Origin of the sequence: Sphingomonas sp. GC_Shp_5 (assembly GCF_026540855.1) — a bacterium.
Lineage (GTDB): Bacteria > Pseudomonadota > Alphaproteobacteria > Sphingomonadales > Sphingomonadaceae > Sphingomonas.
Genome location: NZ_JALNUP010000005.1, coordinates 68,917 through 87,703 on the forward strand (window position 1 = coordinate 68,917; position 18,787 = coordinate 87,703).

Here is an 18,787-nt window from a genome sequence, read left to right on the forward strand (position 1 = left end):
CATTGATCTGCGTTTACCATGTGCCGATTGTCGGAAAACAAGCGTGAAGCAACGCGTTGCAGCGCCATCACCATCCACGAGGTGATGGGCCAACTGCGGGAGTGCATCATGTATTATCACGACAAGAGGCTGCAATATCCGGTCCAGGTGACCGAACCCGATCCTGCGTTCGCGCGCATGCTGCAACAGGCAATTGGCGGTGTCGAGGGCGAGATCCGCGTCTGCATGCAATATTTCTTCCAGGCATGGGGCAATCGCGCGCCAACCACCAAATATCGTGACATGCTGCTCAACACGGCGACCGAGGAGATCGGCCACATCGAGATGCTGGCGACCGCGGTGGCGCTCAATCTCGACAAGGCACCCGCTCACCTCCAGGAAGAAGGCGTCAAGGACAGCATCGTCGGCGCGGTGATGGGCGGCGAGAACCCGCGGCACAGTATCGAAGGGATCATCCACAAGAATCTGTTGTCGGCCGGCATGGCCGCGATGCCGATGGATTCTGACGGCGTGCCGTTCAACATGAGCCACATCTATGCCAGCGGCAACGTCGCCGCCGACATGTATTGCAACGTCGCTGCCGAGAGCACCGGCCGCGTGCTCGCGGTGCGTCTGTTCAACGCCGCGCACGACGAGGGCATGAAGAAGATGCTCCATTACATGATCGCGCGTGACACCATGCACCAGCAGCAGTGGCTCGCGGTGATCGAGGAACTTGGCGCAGAAGCCGGCAACCTGCCGATCCCCAACAGCTTCCCGCAGGACATGGAAGACCAGCAGAACAACTACAACTTCTACGTCACCTCGATCGACGGTTCCTATCCCGAGGGCGCCTGGACCTCGGGCCCGACGCCGGACGGCAAGGGCGAGTTCAGCGTGTTCCGCAACGAGCCGCTCGCCGACGAACCGATCCTCGGGCCGGCACGCCCGGACAGCGGCGCGCAGACCCAGCAGATCGGCTGACCTGGCCATCGGGCGGGCGCATCGCCCGCCCCGCTTCATCGCCGCCGAGGCTCCCCCCCGCGGGAACCTCGGCGGCGTTCGTTCCTTGGCACAGTAGCAACGAGAGGAATTCCTTATGCCTAGCCAGAATGACGTGCTTCAGTCGGTGTTCGTAACCGGCCTCAAGAATGCCCATGGCGTCGAGCATCAGGCGCTCGCGCTGATCGACCGCCAGCTCGATCACCTCGCCAATTATCCCGAAGTCGCCGACATGCTCCGCCATCACCGCGGCGAGACCGAGCAGCAGATCCAACGGCTCGAGGAGATCCTCGCCGGCTTCGATGAAACCCATTCGACGCTGAAGGACATCGGACTGAGCCTGACCGGCAACCTCGCCGCCATTGCACACGTGTTCGCGCCCGACGAGATCCTCAAGAACAGCTTCGCCAACTTCGCGTTCGAGAATTTCGAGGCGGCGGCCTACAAGTCGCTGATCACCCTCGCCGATGCAGGCAGCTTCACCAAGTGGAGCCCGCTGCTGCAGACCTCGCTCAGCGAAGAGCAGGCGATGGCAGCCTGGATCGACGGGCACAATGCGGCGCTGACGCTGAAATATGTCGAGCGTCGGGCGGCGGGCGAGACCGCCAGCCACTGATCATGGTCTGAGCGGTGCGCGTTCAATCCTGCCGGCGCACCGCCAACGCCATGTCGCTGCGTACCGGCCCCACGGCCACACGCAGCGGCTCGCCTGCGGTGCCGGCCTCTGCCCGGCAGACCACCGTGCCATCACGGGTGTCGATCGCGGTAACGGCATAGCGGCCCGCGGCCAGGCCTGGGATCGACACCGTCATCGCCGGCGCATCGAGCCGTGGCACCAGCGTCCGATCTACGCCTTTCGCATCGGTGCGCACCGCCCAGGCTAGCGCCTGCGCCTCATCCCCGCAGCCGACGATGGCCACACCGGGATCGTCGCCAGCAATCGATCCCGACAGATTTACCCGTCGAAACTGAGCCCAGTCGATCAACGGCAGGAAATCGGCCAGCACCCTCTGCGCCGCGCGCATTCCGGTGGTGAGCACATGTGGATGCCGGTTGGGCCAGCGCATGCCGCCGCCGGCGCCGCCGCTCGCGAGATGCGCCCACTGGATGTGGCGGAAATATTCGTCGTCGAACGCCACTGGCAGCGTGCGCTTGCGATCCTTGAAGGCGTGGATCGGGCCGTGTTCGGAATCGAACACCGGCCGCCCCCTGCCCGCCTCGGCAACCGCGGCCTGCATCAGCCGCGCCACCGCCAGCGCCGGTGCGACGGTGTCTTTGGGATCGTCGATCGTGCCATGCTCGTAGAGATGGGTGTTGGCGATATCGAGGCCGGGGTGGCGGAAGATCGGCTCCACTAGCGCCGGATGGTTGATCAGTTCGGGCCCGAACACCGACACCGTCTGCAAATTGGCACGGCCATGACGCGCGATCTCATGCGCGCGCAGCCAGGCCGAGACATCGTCGATGAACGGCATCGCCGCCGCTGGATCGTTGCCGCCATGCGCCGGATGCATCTCGTTCCACAAATCCCAGGCGAACAGCGCCGGGCTGCCGCCCCAGCGATCGCTGGCGAACGCCAGCCGTCGCTTGATCGCCTCGCGCATCGCCGGGCAGGTGATCCAGGCGCGTCGGCTCGCGCACGGGCCGCCGTTCTTCTGGTTGTAGGGATGATCCTTCCAGCGGATCCACATGAAGAAGGTGTCGTAGGGCGTCAGCAGCACGCGCATCCCGACGCGTTCGAGCAGCACGAACAGATCGTCCCACAGTTGCACCATATTGGGCACGAACCGCCCCGCCGGCTTCTCAAGGTAGCGATGCTCGCCGTGGCAATATTCCAGCATCAGCCGGATACAGGTGACGCCATGATCCTTGAGCCACCACAGGTGCCGCTCCACGGCGCCGAGATCGCGGCGGCGAAACAGCGGCGCGAGATCGGGCCAGGTGATCGCATCATTGTGGCCGATCGGCGTCCACGGCTCGCCGGTGTCGGTGACGAAATAGGGCAGGCCAGGGCGGGTGAACACCCGGGGCAGGTGCGGCGGGGCGTGGGACGGATCGAACAGCACTAAGCGTGCGCGTATACGGCATCGCGGCGCGATTGCCATTGATTCAGGTGAAGCGCAGGGCCTGGCGCCGGTCAGCCGCCAACGAGCGCCTCGAACTCGACGATATCGTGCGCGCAGAAGATCCGCATCGCCGCGGCCTGGTCCACCGATAACCGTCGGAGCCGCGCCTGATTGTCGATCCGCGCGCGGCCGTCGACCTGCATCAGCTTCTGGTAACCGCGCAGCCCCGGCGGGCAATCGCGCTGCTCGGCCCCGACCTCGCCATGATGGAAATACGCATCTCCGGCGTAGAACAGCCAGCGCCCGTCGTCCTCCAATACGGCGACGCCGGCATGGCCCCAGGTATGACCAGCGAGCGGCACCATCAGGATCTCGGGTGGCAGTCCGGCGAGATCGCGCACCGCATCGAAACCGAACCAGCGTTCGCCGTCACCCAGCGGATAGAGCGACCAATTGGTGGCCTCGTCCCATTGCTGCGGCCGATAGCGCTTGCGCGACACGAAGGCACCGCCGCGGCGCTCGTCGGCGACCTCCTTTTCACGCGCGGTGACGTGGATGCGGGCATTCGGGAAATCCTCGATGCCCCCGGCATGATCGAAATCGAGGTGGGTGAGGACGATGTGGCGAACATCGGCCGGATCGAAGCCCAGTGCTCGAACTTGGGCAAGCGCAGTCTCGTCGGCCCGCAGCTGCGGGCGGTTGAGCGCGAGGAAGAAATCGGACAGGCGCTCGCGCGGCCTCGCCACATCCCGGCAACCATAGCCGGTATCGACCAGCACCAGCCCCGCGCTGGTCTCGATTAGCAGGCAGTGGCAGACGAGATGGGCTGCAGCGCCAGTGCTGTGACCATCGAACAGGCGCCCACCGGCGGGGCAGCAGGTGCCGCAATTCAGATGATGGATATGCATCGGGGATCCTTCTCTGCAGGGTCAGCCGCGCAGGCGCTGGCGCGTGCGCGCGTCGAGCGCCGGTTCGCGGGCGGCCCAGCGCGCCCACAGCACAGCGGCGACGCCGGCGAGCGCGAGGCCGGCAATGGCCGGCCGCGGCAGGCGCTTGGGGGACGGCGAACCGTCGTGAGGGGTAGGTCGATCGGTCACAGCCAGCTCCTTTGCCGCGGCGATAAACGCCTCGGGCAACGCTTAGAGCCACCGGAGTTACTGATTTTAGGGAGATTTCGCGCAATCCGCGTAGATAGACGCTGGCGGAGCGGCGGGGTCATGCGTGCTGTTTTGAGCCGTTGCCGGCAGACGCAGGGAGGCGTAGGATCCACTCATGAACACCTTCCTCGCCCTGCTCCTGATCGCGGCGATGATCGCCACGGTGGTCGCGCTGGTCCGCGGGATTGTCTCGTTCCTCCAGGAATCGACCGACCAGGTGAAGCAGGGCGAAGGCCCGAGCGCCGCCTCGCTGAAATCGAACCGCATGATGCAGATGCGGATCTTCTTCCAGGCGCTGGCAATCACCATCGTGGTGCTGATCATGTTCCTCGCCGGCCGGACCTGAGCCGCTGGTCAAGCTCACCAAAATCTACACCCGCACGGGCGATGCCGGCAGCACCGGGCTGGTCGATGGCTCGCGGCTGTCCAAGGCCGACACGCGGATGGCGGCGATCGGCGATGTCGACGAGGCCAATAGCGCGATCGGCGTCGCCGTGGTCGCGCTCGGCGGCGACCCGCTCGCCGCGGCGCTGCAGCGGATCCAGAGCGACCTGTTCGATCTCGGCGCCGATCTTGCCACCCCCGGCGGCGATTTCACCCCTTCGGCCACCGCGCTGCGGATCATCGCTGGCCAGGTCGAGCGGCTCGAGCGCGAGATCGACGTGATGAACGATGGCCTGCCGCCGCTGACCAGCTTCGTGCTGCCCGGCGGCGAACCCGCGGCCGCCGCGCTCCACCTCGCCCGCGCCATCACGCGCCGGGCGGAGCGTGCCGCGGTGGCGATGGAGGCGGCGCTCAACCCGCAAGCCTTGGCGTATCTCAATCGCTTGTCCGATTATCTGTTTGTCGCGGCGCGTCACGTGAACAAAACGGGGGCGGGCGACGTTCTGTGGGTGCCGGGGGCGACGCGCTAACGGCGCTCGGCTACCCGCCACTCGGGTCAACAAGCAGGAAGGAACCACGATGCTGAAGGCTGCCGCCGCGCAGGTCCCGATGATCGATCGGTTCGCCGCCGTTCGTAGGCTGAGCCTCGCGCTCGCCGCGCCATTGTCCGACGCCGATGCCACCGTGCAGTCGATGCCCGATGCGTCGCCGGCGAAATGGCACCTCGCCCATACGACCTGGTTCTTCGAAACCTTCGTGCTGCGCGATCATGTGCCCGGCTATGAGCTGCACGATCCGCGTTTTCCCTTCCTGTTCAACAGCTATTACGAGGCTGAAGGCCGTCGCCACGCCCGCCACCGCCGCGGCATGGTCACCCGCCCGACGCTCGACGAGGTCCGCGCCTATCGCGCCCATGTCGATGCCGCGCTGGCCGCGGCATGGCCCACCCTTCCCGCCGAGGCGCGGGCGCTGGTCGAGCTCGGCTGCCATCACGAGGAGCAGCATCAGGAGTTGCTCGTCACCGACATCCTCCATCTGTTCGCCGAGAACCCGCTGGAGCCCGCGCTCTACCCGGCCGCGCGGAAAGTGCCGGTGGCGATGCCGGCACCGATCGGCTGGATCGAGCGCGACGCCGGCATCGCCCAGATCGGCCATGCCGGCGACGGCTTCGCGTTCGACAGCGAGGGTCCGCGCCACGACACCCTACTCGTCCGCCACGCGCTCGCGAACCGCACCGTGACCAATGCGGAATGGGCCGGATTCATCGCCGCTGGCGGCTATCGCGAGCCGCGCTACTGGCTGTCGGATGGCTGGGCCTGGGTGAGGGCGCAGGGCATCGAGGCGCCGCTCTATTGGGAGCAGCAGGACGGCGGCTGGACCCGGATGGGGCTCGATGGACGGCGCGCGATCGATCCCGCCGCGCCGGTCACCCATGTCAGCTTTTACGAGGCGGATGCCTATGCGAGCTGGGCCGGCGCACGCCTGCCTACCGAGGCCGAATGGGAAGCGGCCGCTGCGGGCCACGATCCCGCCGGGGGCAACCAGATGGACATGGCCGGCCCGGTCGAACCCCGCCCCTCCAGCGGTGGCCCCGGCTTCTTCGGCGATGTCTGGGAATGGACCGGCAGCTCGTTCCGCCCCTACCCCGGCTTTCGCGCGGTCGAGGGCGCGGTCGGCGAATACAACGGCAAGTTCATGAACGGTCAGTTCGTGTTGCGCGGCGGCAGCTGCGCCACCCCGCGCGGCCATGCCCGGGCGAGCTACCGCAACTTCTTCTATCCGCACCAGCGCTGGCAGTTCACCGGCGTGCGGCTCGCAAAGGATCTTTGATGCTCAAGCCGGAGGCCGAGGACGGCCAAGCATCCCTCGCCGACCCGCAATTCCGCGCCGACGTGCTCGCCGGGCTGGAGCGCCGTCCGCGCGCCATCCCCGCGCGCTGGTTCTACGATCGCCGCGGCTCCGAATTGTTCGAGGCGATCACCGAATTGCCCGAATATTACCCCACCCGCACTGAGGCGGCAATCCTCGAGACCGCCTGCCCCGAGGTGGCGACGATCGCCGGCCGCGGCCGCGCGGTCGTCGAATTCGGTTCGGGCTCGTCGACCAAGACGCCGATCCTGCTGCACGCGGTGGCGCCATCGGCCTATGTGCCGATCGACATCTCCGGCGATTTCCTGCGCGAATCCTCGCGCGCGCTGTCGCAGTCCTTCCCCGAGCTGCTGGTGCTGCCGTTCGAGGCCGATTTCATGCGGCCGATGACCCTGCCGCAGACGATCGCCGAAGCCCCCAAGCTGGGCTTCTTCCCCGGCTCGACAATCGGCAACATGATCCCGCGCCAAGGCGTCGACCTGCTGCGCTCGATGCGCGACACGCTCGGCCTCGGCGCGATGCTGCTGATTGGGATGGATCGGATCAAGGACGAGGCGACGCTGGTCGCGGCGTATGACGATGCAAAAGGCGTCACTGCCGCGTTCAATCTCAACCTGATCGAGCGGATCAACCGCGAACTCGACGGCACAATGCCGCTCGACGCCTTTGCCCACCAGGCGATCTGGAACGACGATCGCGCGCGGATCGAGATGCACCTCGCCGCGACCCGCGACATCAGCTTCACCATCGACGGCCGGCCGTTCGACATGGCCGCGGGCGAGACCATTCACACCGAGAACAGCCACAAATATGGCGCGCGCGACGCCCGTATCCTGCTGCGCGCCGGCGGCTGGACGCCGATCGCCGAATGGACCGACCCCGACGGGCTGTTCGCGCTCTATCTCGCCGAGGCCCAGGCGGAGCGGCCGGCGCCCTGAGCCTGCGGCCACCAACGCGCGGCCGTGATCACCCGATCGCGGCCTGTCGCCGCCGCGCCGCGGCCATGACGACGACGAAGACGACCACCCCGACCAGCATCGCCGACAGTGACGCCTCCGGCCCGAACGGCCCGCCGCTGACGACATCGGGCACGCCCGGCACCGGCGCGCTGACGAACAGGCTGCCGCTGCCGCCCTGCCCCGACACCCGCGCGCCGAAGATCGCGCCTTGCGCAAAATTCCACGCGGCATGGACCCCCACCGACATCCAGATCCGCCCGGTGAGCAGATAGAAGGCCGCGAGCATCAGCCCCGCCTCCACCGCGATCGCCAGCGCCGCGACATAGGTGGCGTTGGGGTTGGCGAGATGCCCCGCGCCGAACAACAGCGCCGATCCCGCCAGCGCCGGCCAGATGCCGACGGCGCGCATCAGCAGGCGAAAGATCACCAGCCGCGCGATCAGTTCCTCGACGAAGCCGGTGCCGAGCGTCTCGCGCAGATCGTGGCCGACGTCGTTCCAGTCGCCGGGCGCCAGCGTGTAGGCGCCGAGCAACCGCAGGCTGGCAAACACCAGCGTGAACATGCCGAGGCCGATCGCGATGCCGAGCAGCAGATCGCGCGGCAACGCGCGCAGCGCGAGCTCGGCGGGCACCCGCCGTTCACCCCAGCGCACCAGCCCTGCATAGAGCAGATAGGCGATCACCGCCGAGGCCACCGCGACGCCCTTGAGCACCGCCTCGGGCGGGTGCAGCACCGCCTTGGTCGCGGCCTGCAGCGACATGGCGGCGAGGCAGGCGAGGAACAGCACCACCATCCAGCCGAGCGCGCGCAGCCAGCGCCACCGTCCCGGTGCCAACACCCCCGCCTCGCCCAGCTCGATCATCGCCGTCATCTTCACCCCCACAGTGTATTGCCTTGGCGGTACACCAGCTTTGCCGGCGGCTGGCAACCATCCGCCCGCTTGGCCTCGTGCCCGCCGGCACCTAAGAGAGCCTCAAAATACAGGAGCGGATGATGGACACGGTCGGCGTAATCGGGGCGGGGCAGATGGGCGCGGGGATCGCGCAGGTGTCGGCGGCGGCGGGCTATCGCACGCTGCTGAGCGACGTCTCGCTCGAGCGGGCCGAGGCCGGCAAGGCGGGGATCGCCCGCCAGCTCGCCCGCCAGGTCGACAAGGAAAAGATCGACGCCGCCACCCGCGACGCGATCCTCCGCCGGATCGAACCGGTCGAAAGCCTTGGCACGATGGCGGCGGCGTCGCTGGTGATCGAGGCGGCGACCGAGCGCGAGGAGATCAAGCGCGCGATCTTCAAGGAGGTCGGCGCGGTGCTGGCGCCCGACGCGGTGCTCGCCTCCAACACCTCGTCGATCCCGATCACCCGCCTCGCCCAGGCAACGCCCGATCCCGCGCGCTTCATCGGCGTGCATTTTTTCAATCCGGTGCCGGTGATGGGGCTGATCGAGGTGATCCGCGGCCTCGCCACGACAGACGCGACGGTGGCGACCATCGAGGCGTTTGCCGACCGGCTCGGCAAGGCAGTGGTGCGCGCCAACGACGCGCCGGGCTTCATCGTCAACCGCGTGCTGATGCCGATGATCAACGAGGCGATCTTCGCGCTCGGCGAGGGCGTGGCGACGATCCGCGACATCGATCTCGCCTGCCAATTGGGCCTCAACCACCCGATGGGGCCGCTGACGCTCGCCGACTTCATCGGCCTCGACACCTGCCTGGAGATCATTCGGGTGTTGTTCGAGGGCACCGGCGATCCCAAGTTCCGGCCCGCCCCGCTGCTGGTCAAATATGTCGAGGCCGGCTGGTACGGCCGCAAGACCGGTCGCGGCTTCTACGATTATGCCGGCGCCGAGCCGGTGCCGACCCGCTGAGGAGCGCCGCCATGAGCCTGGACGATACCATCGTCGACACCCCCGAAGGCCCGATGACCTACAAGGAGTGGAAGAAGAAGAACCCGGTGCAGCTCCCCTCGCGCCGCACCAAGGGCAAGGACCTGCCCAACAAGGTGAAGCTGCGCACCGACGAGGAATAAGCGCCCGGGGGAACACCTCGCGCCGCTTAGGACCGAGCCTCGCCTCCATCCATGGTCATCCATCCAGGGCCCAGCGCTCGCCCCAGACGGCACGGGCCGGTGATGGATGCGGAAACGAGTTCAGCATGACGAAGAGCAGAACTCGGACGCTTAGCCGATCAGCAGCCCCGCCAGCGCCGCGCTCATGAGGTTGGCGAGGCTGCCTGCCGCCAGCGCGCGCAGGCCGAGCTTGGCGATCATCGGCCGCTGGTTGGGCGCGAGGCTGCCGGTCACCGCCATCTGGATCGCGATCGACGAGAAATTGGCAAAGCCACACAGCGCGAAGGTAATCACCGCGACGGTGCGCGGGCTCAGCGCCGCGGCCTGCTTGCCGAGATCGATATAGGCGACGAACTCGTTGAGCACGATCTTCTCGCCGAACAGCCCGCCGGCGATCCCCGCCTCGTTCCACGGCACGTTGAGGAGGAACATCACCGGCTGGAACAGATAGCCGAGCATCCCCTGGAAGCTCAGGTTCTGAATCCCGAACCAGTGGCCGATGCCGCCGAGCAGGCCGTTGGCGAGCGCCACCAGCGCGACGAAGGCAAGCACCATCGCGCCGACCGCGACCGCGAGGCGGACGCCGGTCTGCGCGCCCTGCGCGGCGGCCATGATGATGTTGGCGGGCTTTTCCTCGTCATGGCTCGCCTCGGCGATTGCTACCGCGGCGTCCTCGGGATGATCGCCGAGCGCCAGCTCGCCCTGCGGCAGATCGCGCCGATCCGGCATGATGATCTTGGCCATCAGGATGCCGCCCGGCGCGGCCATGAAGCTTGCCGCGAGCAGATATTCGATGCGGATCCCCATCGAGGCATAGGCCGCGAGGATGGTGCCGGCGACGCCGGCCATGCCGCTGGTCATCACCGTGAACAGCTGCGCGGGGGTGAGGCCGGCGAGATAGGGGCGGATCACCAGCGGCGATTCGCTTTGGCCGACGAAGATGTTGGCGGCCGCGCACAGCGATTCCACCTTGGAGGCGCCGATCACCCATTCGAGCGCGCCGCCGAGCCAGCGCACCACCAATTGCATGATGCCGAGGTGGTAAAGGATCGAGACCAGCGCCGCGAAGAAGATGATCACCGGCAGCGCCTGGATCGCGAAATTCTTGCCGAGCGGGTTGGCGGCGAGTTCACCGAACAGGAAGCTGGTGCCGGCATTGGCATAGCCGAGCAGGTTGGCGACCCCGCCCGACATCCATTCGAGCACGAACTTGCCCGCGGGCACATAGAGCACCAGCACCGCGATGCCGGCCTGCAGCGCGAACGCGGCACCGACGATCCGCGGGCGGATCGCCCGCCGATCCGACGACAGCAGCACGGCGATGCCGAGAATGACGAGGATGCCGGCAAGGCCGATCAGGATGCGATTCATGAACTATCCGCGGTTAAGCTGCGACGCGGCCCCCCGCCTGCGACGGCGCACCATACACTGGCGTGGCGACCGAGCTAGTGGTTTGACGAGGCGGCGAAACCCGCTAGCGTCGCATCGATGGACACTCAAGCGCCCGTCATCCCCCGTGCCCTCTTCGTCTTCTCGGTCCTCTATGGCGGGATGGTCTGCATCGCCGGCGTGCTCGGGGTAAAGCAGGTCGCGCTCGGCCCGCTGGCGGTGGAAGCCGGGATCTTCGCCTTTCTGATCCTGGTCGCGCTGTCGAGCGCGGTTGCCGAACTGTTCGGCCAGCGCACCGCGACCTCGCTGGTCCGCCTGGGCTTCGTGCCGCTGCTGGTCTCCGCCGCGCTGATCCAGATCGTCGTCGCGCTGCCGCATGATCCCGGCATGTACCCGCCGGCGATCGACGCCTTCCCGGTGGTGGTCGGCCAGGGCGCGCGGATGATGATCGCGGGGCTGATCTCCTACGGCATCTCGCAGTCGCTGAACGTGCTGATCTTCTCCAAGCTGTCGCGTGGCGAGGGCCGCGGCGTGTGGCTGCGCGGGATCATCGCCAGCGTGATCAGCCAGATCATCGACACGCTGCTGTTCATCTCCATCTCGTTCTTCGGCGAGCGCCCGATCCTCGGGCTGATGGCCGGGCAGATGCTGACCAAGGTGATCCTGTCGGTGGTGCTGATGCCGTTCCTGATCACCGCGCTGGTCGCGCTTGGGCGGCGACTCGACCGGGCATAAGCCGTCACCCCAGCGTAAGCTGGGGTCTTTGGCGATGGCGGGACGAGAGCCGCGGGAGACCCCAGCTTGCGCTGGGGTGACCGTTTGTGTGCGCCATCGTGACGGGTGACGGTTCATCATGCGCCCGCTAAAGGCGCGGACATGACCGACTATGCTCCCAATGCCGCGCTGCTCGCCAAGGCCGAGACCCTCACCGAGGCGCTGCCCTATCTGCAGCGCTACGCGGGCCAGACCTTCGTGGTCAAATATGGCGGCCACGCGATGGGCGACCCCGAACTGGCGCGCGATTTCGCCGAGGACGTGGTGCTGCTGAAAGCGGTCGGGATCAACCCGGTGGTGGTCCATGGCGGCGGCCCGCAGATCGGCGCGATGCTCAAGCGCCTCGGCGTCGAGTCGCGCTTCGTCGACGGCCTGCGCGTCACCGACAAGGAGACGGCGCAGATCGCCGAAATGGTCCTCGCCGGCTCGATCAACAAGGAGATCGTCGGCTGGATCGGGCAGGCCGGCGGCCGCGCGGTCGGCATCTCGGGCAAGGACGCCGGGCTGGTCACCGCCGAAAAGGTCAAGCGCGAGGCGCCCGACAAGCTCCAGGGAATCGAGCGCCATGTCGATCTCGGCTTCGTCGGCGAGCCGGTCGCGGTTGATCGCCGGATCCTCGACTCGCTGAGCGCCGACGGCATCATCCCGGTGGTCGCGCCGATCGCGATCGGCGCCGACGGCGAGACCTACAACATCAACGCCGACACCATGGCCGGCGCGATCGCCGCGGCGCTCGGCGCATCGCGCTTCTTCCTGCTCACCGACGTCGCCGGCGTGCTCGACAAGAACAAGGAACTGCTCACCGACCTCGATCCGCGCCGGATCGCCGCACTCAAGGCCGATGGCACGATCTCGGGCGGGATGATCCCCAAGGTGGAGACCTGCGTCGCCGCGGTCAGCGCCGGGGTGGATGCCGCGGTGATCCTCGACGGCCGGGTGCCGCATGCGATGCTGCTGGAGATCTTCACCTCGGCCGGCGCGGGCACGCTGGTCCACGCCTGAGCCGCCCCTGTCCACACCGGCCGGAACCGGCTAGGCGTGGTATCGTCAATTTCGGAGACCCCGCGTGATCGCGCTGACCATCATCCAGATTCTCCAGGTGCTGCTCGACGTGGTGTGGTGGATCATCTTCGTCCAGTTCATCCTGTCGCTGCTGATCACCTTCAACGTCATCAACACCTCCAACCAGTTCGTCCGCGCGCTGTACGACGGGCTCGAGCGGCTCACCGAGCCGATGTACCGGCCGCTGCGCCGGGTGCTGCCGAGCGCCGGCGGGCTCGATCTGTCGCCGATGGTGGTGCTGATCATCATCGCCATCCTCGATATCGTGCTGCGCAACCTCGCGATCAGCATCGTCACCGGCGGCGCGGTCTGAGCCGCTAGCGGCTACCGCCGCCGCTCGGCGCGAGAGGGAGCCGCAACGCTGGCGAAAATGGCCGTCAGCCGTTATGCGCCTCGGGCATGACCGCCACGATCATCGACGGCAAGGCGCATGCCGCCCGCCTCCGCGCCCGCGTCGCCGACGCCGTTGCCGCGTTCCGCACCGCCACCGGCCGCGCGCCCGGGCTTGCCGTGGTGCTGGTCGGCGAGGATCCGGCGTCGGCGGTTTACGTTCGCTCCAAGGGCAAGGCGACCCGCGAGGCCGGGATGGCGGGCTTCGAGCACCGTCTGCCGGTCGAGACCACGTCCGACGCGCTGCTCGCGCTCGTCGCCAGGTTCAACGCCGATCCCGCGGTGGACGGCATCCTCGTCCAGCTGCCGCTCCCGGCGCACATCGATGCCCAGGCGGTGCTGCTCGCGATCGATCCCGACAAGGACGTCGATGGCTTCCACCCGGTCAACGCCGGCCGCCTTGCGATCGGCGCCGACGGCTTCGTGCCGTGCACGCCCTTGGGCTGCCTGATGCTGCTGCAGGACATCCACCCCCGCCTGTCGGGCATGGAGGCGGTGGTGGTCGGCCGTTCCAACATCGTCGGCAAGCCGATGGCGCAATTGCTGCTCGGCCAGAGCTGCACGGTGACGGTGGTGCACAGCCGCACCCGCGACGTCCCCGCGCATGTCCGCGCCGCCGACATCGTCGTCGCCGCGGTCGGCATCCCCCAGTTCATCAAGGGCGACTGGATCAAGCCCGGCGCCACCGTGATCGACGTCGGCATCAACCGCATCGAGACCGGGCTGGTCGGCGACGTCGACTTCGCCGCGGCGGTCGAGGTCGCCGGCGCGATCACCCCGGTGCCGGGCGGGGTCGGGCCGATGACCATCGCGTGCCTGATCCGCAACACCTATGTCTCCGCCTGCCGGCGCGACGGCGTCGTTCCCGCGTTGGGCGACGGGGCGTGATCGAGCTCTATATCTCGACGCTGATCACCTTCTTCGTGGTGATCGATCCGCCCGGCTGCGCGCCGATCTACGCCGGGCTCTCGGCGAGCGCCTCGCCGGTGCAGAAGCGCAGCATGGCGATCCGCGCGGTGGTGGTCGCCTCGCTGATCCTGGTGGTGTTCGCCGCCTTCGGCGAGAGCCTGCTCCACGGCCTCGGCATCAACCTGGCGAGCTTCCGCATCGCCGGTGGCATCATGCTGTTCCTGATCGCGCTCGAGATGGTGTTCGAAAAGCGCACCCAGCGCCGCGAGGACCGCGCCGCCGAGGTCGCGGCCGATCCCGAGGCGGAGGACGTGTCGATCTTTCCGATGGCGATGCCGATGATCGCCGGCCCGGGCTCGATCGCCACGGTGATGCTGCTAATGGCGCGCACCAACGGCATCCAGGCGACGCTGGTGGTGCTCGCGGCGATGGGCACGATCCTGCTGCTCACCCTCGCCGCGCTGCTCGCCGCAGGGCCGCTGATGCGGCTGCTCGGCACCCGGATCGAGGCGGTGATCACCCGCGTGCTCGGCGTGCTGCTCGCCGCGCTCGCGGTGCAGTTCGTGATCGACGGGTTGCAGCTCAGCCTGCGCTGAAACCGACTCAATCCACCTTGAACAATCGCAGCGGCGACTCCGCCGGCAGCGGCAGCGGGGTCAGCCATGCCGGCACCTTGCCGTGCGCGAGCTGGTCATAGAAGCCACCAGGCGCGCGGGCGCGGTAGTTGGTCGATTCCGACATGTTGGGGCAGAGCAGCAGCATCGTCGCGCCATGGCGGCGGATGATGCCGTGCGCCTGATCGGCCGATCCCTGGAAGGCATGCTGGACATCGAGGATCGCGTCGCCGTTGCGATGATAAGGGCCGGCGATCGCGTCATGATGGGTGACGGTGATCAGCCGCGGGCTGAGATCGACGAAGGTGAAGATGGTCTGCGCCGGATAGCGGTCGAGTGCCTTCAGCACCGTGTAGCGCACGCAATTGCCCGACGCGCGGTTGACCCGCTTGGTATAGGCGTTGGGGCGGTCGACCGGCAGATATTTGATGATCAGCCCGGCGAACAGGCCGGAGACGAGCAGGAAACCGACCACCGTGCCGCCGATCCGCACCGCCATCAGCCGGTGGTTGGCGAACCAGGGCAGGATGATCCAGCCGAGCAGCGTCGCGCCGGGCACCGCGAGCAGCTGTGCCGCGGGGCCGGCGCGGATCTGCCACAGCAGCATCGCAGTGGCGAAGGCGACGAACAGCGCCACCGCGGTCCAGCCGATCAGCGCCGCGCCGCGCCGCGCTCGCCAGGTGCCGACGACGACCCCCAGCAAGCCGACGATCGGCAGCGCCGCGATCGGGAAGGCCAGCCGGAAGGGATGCTTGTAGATCGGCTTGGCCTCGCGGACATTGTCCAGCCAGTTCTTCTGCAGCTCGGGCGAGACGCCCTCGGGCCGGCCGAGGCATTGCGGGAAGAAATGCGCGAAGCCGGCGGCGATCACGACGCCGGCGACCGCGGCGAGGCCGAAGCGCACCGCGCGCGCCGCCGGGTTGATCCAGGCGAGCACGAACAGCAGCGCCCCCGCCGCGACCATCACGCTCAGCCATACCGGGGTGAGCGCATCGCACCGCATCTCGTAATTGGCATTGGACGCGAACGCCGCAAAGCCCAGCGCGCCGCCGCCGCCGAGGCTCAGCGCATAAGCCGACAGGCGCGGCGCCTCGGCGCGGTCCCACACCCAGCGCAGCGCGAGGATCGCGCCGGCCATCGCCGCATAAGGCAGCATCTCGAGCCCGATCGACAGCGACACCGCGCTCGCCAGCCCGACCATGATCCCGCCGCGCGCCCCGCGCCCGTCGCACAGGCCGGCGACGGTGAGGCTGAGCATCGCCAGCTGCCAGCCGTGGTGATCGATCCGCTCGGGGAGGAACATCAGCATCGTCGCCGCGGTGCCGAGCAGGAAGATCAGCGCCAGCGGCCACGCCAGCGGGTGGATCAGGCGGCGCACCGTGGCGGAGACGCCAAGCATGGTGATCGACAGCGGCAGCAGCGGCGCGATCCCGCACGCCAGCCGCTCGGCCCAGGCGTTTGAGGTGAACAGGCGGAAGAACAGGATCATCCCCGCGATCGGCAGGTCGACGATCCGGCTCCAGTGGATGTTGGCGCCCACCGGCGGGTTGAGCCGATATTGGCGCAGGTCGTACCAGCCCTGGCCACCGAGCCAGGCGCGGACCTGCATCAGGCGCATGTTGTCGTCGGTGTCGCCGAGCGACAGCCAGCGCACCATGTTCCAGTCGCTCCACACGTACCAGATCGTGACGCCGAGCCACGCCAGCAGCGTCAAGGCGATCCAGTGACGCTCGAGATCGCGGGTCCAGGTCCCGCGGGAGTAATTGTTCAAGCTGCTGACCTCGATTTGCCCGTTTCGCTCCCGGCGCATTGCCTTTAGGGCGAGCGCGATGGCGAGGGAAGCATCGGCAGGGCCGCAACGATCAAGACTGCAAGGTCTCCGCGACAGCGGCCTTCTCGGGCAGCTGATCCGCTTCGGCATCGCCGGCGGCATATCGACGCTGGTATATTCGGCGGTCTACCTGCCGCTCAGCCTCTATGTGTTCGAGCGCCGCCACGCCGTTTATGCGGTGCCCTTCGCCTTCGTGGTCGCGGTGACCGCGGGTTTCTTCCTGCACAGCCGCTGGAGCTTCAAGGGCCATGGCAGCCGCGAGCCGGGCGGCGTCCAGCAGGTAAAATTCGTGATGGTGCAGGCGACCGGCATGGCGTTGAACGCGCTGGTCACCTGGATCGGCACCGCCGGCTTCGGCCTGCCGCCCTGGGCGCCCTTGCTGCCCGCGGTCGCGCTTGCCACGATCGTCACCTTCATTCTCAACCGCTGGCTGGTGTTCGCATAATGGATCGCATCGTCTACGACCGCATGGCCGCACATGATTCCACCCATTGGTGGTATCGCGCGCGCCGCGACATCCTCAGCGATTATCTCACCCGCTACGCCGCGCTGCCCAAGCCGGCGCGGATCCTCGAGATCGGCTGCGGCACGGGGCACAACCTGCCGATGCTCGCCTCCTTCGGCGAGGTCGATGCGATCGAGATCGATCCCGCGGCGAGGCAGATCGCCAGCGAGCGACTCGGCCGACCGGTGGGCGACGCCCCGCTCCCGGCGCTGCCGGGGATCGAACGCGGCGCCTATGACCTGATCGCGGTGCTCGATGTGGTCGAGCATATCGATGACGATGTCGCCGCGTTGAAGGCGATGCGCGATTGCCTCAAGCCCGGCGGCAAGATCCTGATCGCGGTGCCTGCGCACCAGTGGCTGTGGAGCGCGCATGACGTGGTCAACCACCACCACCGCCGCTATTCCAAGGCGAGCCTCGCCACCGCGATCGAGGCCGCCGGCCTCCACCCGCGCAAGCTCACCTATTTCAACTCGCTGCTGTTCCCGCTCGCCGCCGCGGCGCGCATCGCCGGCCGGCTCACCGGGCGCGACGACAGCGACGATTCGCCCCCCGCCAAGCCGCTCAACACGCTGTTCGAGACGATCTTCCGCCTCGAACGCCATGCGGTTGGCCGGTTGCCGATGACGCCGGGGGTCTCGATCGTCACGTTGGCGGAGCCCAGGGGCTGATCACACCCTCCCGCGTCATGCTGAACTTGTTTCAGCATCCATGGCCAACGCGACCCGCGCATACCCGGTGCCTGATGGGCCATGGATCCTGAAACGAGTTCAGGATGACAGTGATTATTCCGCCGCCTGGCGCACCAGCACGTCATCGAACTCCGGCGAGGGCTCGGCGGCGTTGAACCCCAGGCTCGAGCGCCCCTTCACCGGACCGGCGATGTCCGCGACCAGATAGAGCGGCCGCCGCTTGGACTCGATGTAGAGCCGGCCGAGATATTCGCCGATCATCCCGAGCACGAACATCTGCACCGCCGAGAGCACCACGACGACGAGCATCGTCGAGGTCCAGCCCTGCACCGGCGAGCCTTCGAAATAGCCCCAGGCGATATAGATCAGCAGCAGCAGCGACAGGCCGGCGAGGATCACCGAGGCATGGCTGGCGAAGCGCAGCGGCGCGGTGGAGAAGCCGGTGACGGCATCGAACGCGAGGCGCACCATCTTGCCGAGCGGATAATTGGTCTCGCCGGCATGCCGCTCGGCGCGGTCATAGGGGAACGGCACCTGGCGGAAGCCCACCCAGGCGACCATGCCGCGGATAAAGCGCGCCTGCTCGGGCAGGCTGAGGAAGGCATCGAGCGCGCGGCGGCTCATCAGCCGGAAATCGCCGGTGTCGAGCGGGATCGGCGTATCGGTGACGCGATCGAGCACGCGATAGAACGCCGCAGCGGTCGCCTTCTTGAAGATCGTCTCGCCCTCGCGCTTGCGCCGCACCGCATAGACGACATCGGCGCCCTGCTCGCGCATCGCCACCCGCATCTCGGCGAGCAGCTCGGGAGGATCCTGCAGATCGGCATCGATGATCAGAATCTGCGCGCCCGAGCACAGGTCGAGCCCCGCGGTCAGCGCCAACTGGTGGCCGTGGTTGCGCGACAGATTGATCGCCACCACCCGCGGATCGGCGGCGCTGAGCCGCTGCATCACCGGCCAGCTGTCGTCGCGGCTGCCATCGTTGATCAGCACGATCTCATGGTCGTCGCCCACCGCGGCCTGCGCGGCGGCCGAGACGCGCGCGTGCAGCAGCTCGAGGCACGCGGCTTCATTGTAGCAGGGAATGACGACGGACAGCGCGGGGCGATGCATGGGGCGGTCTTAGCGGCTCGTCACGGCTT

The 18,787-nt window shown here is 67.8% G+C and carries 22 protein-coding genes; 15 read left to right on the forward strand and 7 right to left on the reverse strand.

Annotation, left to right across the window (positions count from 1 at the left end; translation table 11 throughout):
• Nucleotides 1–108: 108 nt before the first annotated feature.
• Together OXR60_RS05525 and OXR60_RS05530 are read left to right on the forward strand one after the other, a co-directional pair.
• Nucleotides 109–963 (forward strand): manganese catalase family protein, encoded by an 855-nt coding sequence (locus OXR60_RS05525; protein WP_267394776.1) that lies wholly within the window; start codon nt 109–111, stop codon nt 961–963.
• Between the two features lie 115 nt (nt 964–1,078).
• Nucleotides 1,079–1,597 carry a ferritin-like domain-containing protein gene (locus OXR60_RS05530; RefSeq protein WP_267394777.1) on the forward strand — a complete coding sequence of 173 codons (519 nt, stop codon included), beginning with the start codon at nt 1,079–1,081 and terminating at the stop codon, nt 1,595–1,597.
• A 22-nt stretch (nt 1,598–1,619) separates the two neighbouring features.
• Here OXR60_RS05530 and OXR60_RS05535 read toward each other — a convergent pair whose 3' ends face one another.
• The 3 genes from OXR60_RS05535 to OXR60_RS05545 form a co-directional block, all read right to left on the reverse strand.
• Nucleotides 1,620–3,005 carry a hypothetical protein gene (locus tag OXR60_RS05535; RefSeq protein ID WP_267394778.1) on the reverse strand — a complete coding sequence of 462 codons (1,386 nt, stop codon included), beginning with the start codon at nt 3,003–3,005 and terminating at the stop codon, nt 1,620–1,622.
• A gap of 113 nt (nt 3,006–3,118) precedes the next feature.
• On the reverse strand, nt 3,119–3,955 hold the full coding sequence (locus OXR60_RS05540) for an MBL fold metallo-hydrolase (protein WP_267394779.1): 837 nt from the start codon (nt 3,953–3,955) through the stop codon (nt 3,119–3,121).
• 21 nt (nt 3,956–3,976) lie between these two features.
• The gene (locus OXR60_RS05545; RefSeq protein ID WP_267394780.1) at nt 3,977–4,144 is read right to left on the reverse strand and encodes a hypothetical protein; all 168 of its coding nucleotides are present in this window, start codon (nt 4,142–4,144) and stop codon (nt 3,977–3,979) included.
• 175 nt (nt 4,145–4,319) lie between these two features.
• Here OXR60_RS05545 and OXR60_RS05550 point away from each other — a divergent pair, with 175 nt between their 5' ends.
• Genes OXR60_RS05550 through egtD form a run of 4 tightly spaced genes read left to right on the forward strand, consistent with a single transcriptional unit; the run spans nt 4,320 to nt 7,395 of the window.
• A complete protein-coding gene (locus OXR60_RS05550; RefSeq protein WP_267394781.1) occupies nt 4,320–4,550 on the forward strand; it encodes a twin transmembrane helix small protein in 231 nt (76 codons plus the stop codon).
• Between the two features lie 4 nt (nt 4,551–4,554).
• On the forward strand, nt 4,555–5,118 hold the full coding sequence (locus OXR60_RS05555; RefSeq protein ID WP_267394896.1) for a cob(I)yrinic acid a,c-diamide adenosyltransferase: 564 nt from the start codon (nt 4,555–4,557) through the stop codon (nt 5,116–5,118).
• A gap of 49 nt (nt 5,119–5,167) precedes the next feature.
• Nucleotides 5,168–6,418: an ergothioneine biosynthesis protein EgtB gene (egtB, locus tag OXR60_RS05560; protein ID WP_267394782.1), complete on the forward strand. Its 1,251-nt coding sequence runs from the start codon at nt 5,168–5,170 to the stop codon at nt 6,416–6,418.
• Nucleotides 6,418–7,395, forward strand: coding sequence for an L-histidine N(alpha)-methyltransferase (gene egtD, locus OXR60_RS05565; protein ID WP_267394783.1), 978 nt, complete (start codon nt 6,418–6,420; stop codon nt 7,393–7,395). The genes egtB and egtD overlap by 1 nt, the downstream gene beginning before the upstream one ends.
• Before the next feature lie 28 nt (nt 7,396–7,423).
• On the opposite strand, the gene OXR60_RS05570 is transcribed toward egtD, so the two are convergent.
• On the reverse strand, nt 7,424–8,287 hold the full coding sequence (locus OXR60_RS05570) for a type II CAAX endopeptidase family protein (protein WP_267394784.1): 864 nt from the start codon (nt 8,285–8,287) through the stop codon (nt 7,424–7,426).
• Nucleotides 8,288–8,409: 122 nt separating this feature from the next.
• On the opposite strand from OXR60_RS05570, the gene OXR60_RS05575 reads away from it, so the two are divergent.
• Nucleotides 8,410–9,279 (forward strand): 3-hydroxybutyryl-CoA dehydrogenase, encoded by an 870-nt coding sequence (locus OXR60_RS05575; RefSeq protein ID WP_267394785.1) that lies wholly within the window; start codon nt 8,410–8,412, stop codon nt 9,277–9,279.
• An 11-nt stretch (nt 9,280–9,290) separates the two neighbouring features.
• Nucleotides 9,291–9,440, forward strand: a complete 150-nt coding sequence (locus tag OXR60_RS05580; protein ID WP_267394786.1) for a hypothetical protein — start codon at nt 9,291–9,293, stop codon at nt 9,438–9,440.
• A gap of 150 nt (nt 9,441–9,590) precedes the next feature.
• Here OXR60_RS05580 and OXR60_RS05585 read toward each other — a convergent pair whose 3' ends face one another.
• Nucleotides 9,591–10,850, reverse strand: a complete 1,260-nt coding sequence (locus OXR60_RS05585; protein ID WP_267394787.1) for a NupC/NupG family nucleoside CNT transporter — start codon at nt 10,848–10,850, stop codon at nt 9,591–9,593.
• Nucleotides 10,851–10,967: 117 nt separating this feature from the next.
• Here OXR60_RS05585 and OXR60_RS05590 point away from each other — a divergent pair, with 117 nt between their 5' ends.
• From OXR60_RS05590 to OXR60_RS05610, 5 genes are all read left to right on the forward strand, one after another.
• The gene (locus tag OXR60_RS05590) at nt 10,968–11,603 is read left to right on the forward strand and encodes a queuosine precursor transporter (RefSeq protein ID WP_267394788.1); all 636 of its coding nucleotides are present in this window, start codon (nt 10,968–10,970) and stop codon (nt 11,601–11,603) included.
• A gap of 141 nt (nt 11,604–11,744) precedes the next feature.
• On the forward strand, nt 11,745–12,644 hold the full coding sequence (gene argB, locus OXR60_RS05595; RefSeq protein ID WP_267394789.1) for an acetylglutamate kinase: 900 nt from the start codon (nt 11,745–11,747) through the stop codon (nt 12,642–12,644).
• Between the two features lie 64 nt (nt 12,645–12,708).
• Nucleotides 12,709–13,017: a YggT family protein gene (locus OXR60_RS05600; protein WP_267394790.1), complete on the forward strand. Its 309-nt coding sequence runs from the start codon at nt 12,709–12,711 to the stop codon at nt 13,015–13,017.
• A gap of 86 nt (nt 13,018–13,103) precedes the next feature.
• The gene (folD, locus tag OXR60_RS05605) at nt 13,104–13,982 is read left to right on the forward strand and encodes a bifunctional methylenetetrahydrofolate dehydrogenase/methenyltetrahydrofolate cyclohydrolase FolD (protein WP_267394791.1); all 879 of its coding nucleotides are present in this window, start codon (nt 13,104–13,106) and stop codon (nt 13,980–13,982) included.
• Nucleotides 13,979–14,599 carry a MarC family protein gene (locus OXR60_RS05610; protein WP_267394792.1) on the forward strand — a complete coding sequence of 207 codons (621 nt, stop codon included), beginning with the start codon at nt 13,979–13,981 and terminating at the stop codon, nt 14,597–14,599. Before folD ends, OXR60_RS05610 begins: the two co-directional genes overlap by 4 nt.
• Nucleotides 14,600–14,606: 7 nt before the next feature.
• Here OXR60_RS05610 and OXR60_RS05615 read toward each other — a convergent pair whose 3' ends face one another.
• Entirely contained in the window at nt 14,607–16,388 is a 1,782-nt protein-coding gene (locus OXR60_RS05615; RefSeq protein ID WP_267394793.1) for an AcrB/AcrD/AcrF family protein, read from the reverse strand.
• 58 nt (nt 16,389–16,446) lie between these two features.
• On the opposite strand from OXR60_RS05615, the gene OXR60_RS05620 reads away from it, so the two are divergent.
• Nucleotides 16,447–16,893 carry a GtrA family protein gene (locus OXR60_RS05620; RefSeq protein WP_267394794.1) on the forward strand — a complete coding sequence of 149 codons (447 nt, stop codon included), beginning with the start codon at nt 16,447–16,449 and terminating at the stop codon, nt 16,891–16,893.
• Nucleotides 16,893–17,624, forward strand: coding sequence for a class I SAM-dependent methyltransferase (locus OXR60_RS05625; RefSeq protein WP_267394795.1), 732 nt, complete (start codon nt 16,893–16,895; stop codon nt 17,622–17,624). Before OXR60_RS05620 ends, OXR60_RS05625 begins: the two co-directional genes overlap by 1 nt.
• A gap of 114 nt (nt 17,625–17,738) precedes the next feature.
• Here OXR60_RS05625 and OXR60_RS05630 read toward each other — a convergent pair whose 3' ends face one another.
• The gene (locus OXR60_RS05630; protein ID WP_267394796.1) at nt 17,739–18,758 is read right to left on the reverse strand and encodes a glycosyltransferase family 2 protein; all 1,020 of its coding nucleotides are present in this window, start codon (nt 18,756–18,758) and stop codon (nt 17,739–17,741) included.
• Nucleotides 18,759–18,787 lie beyond the last annotated feature (29 nt).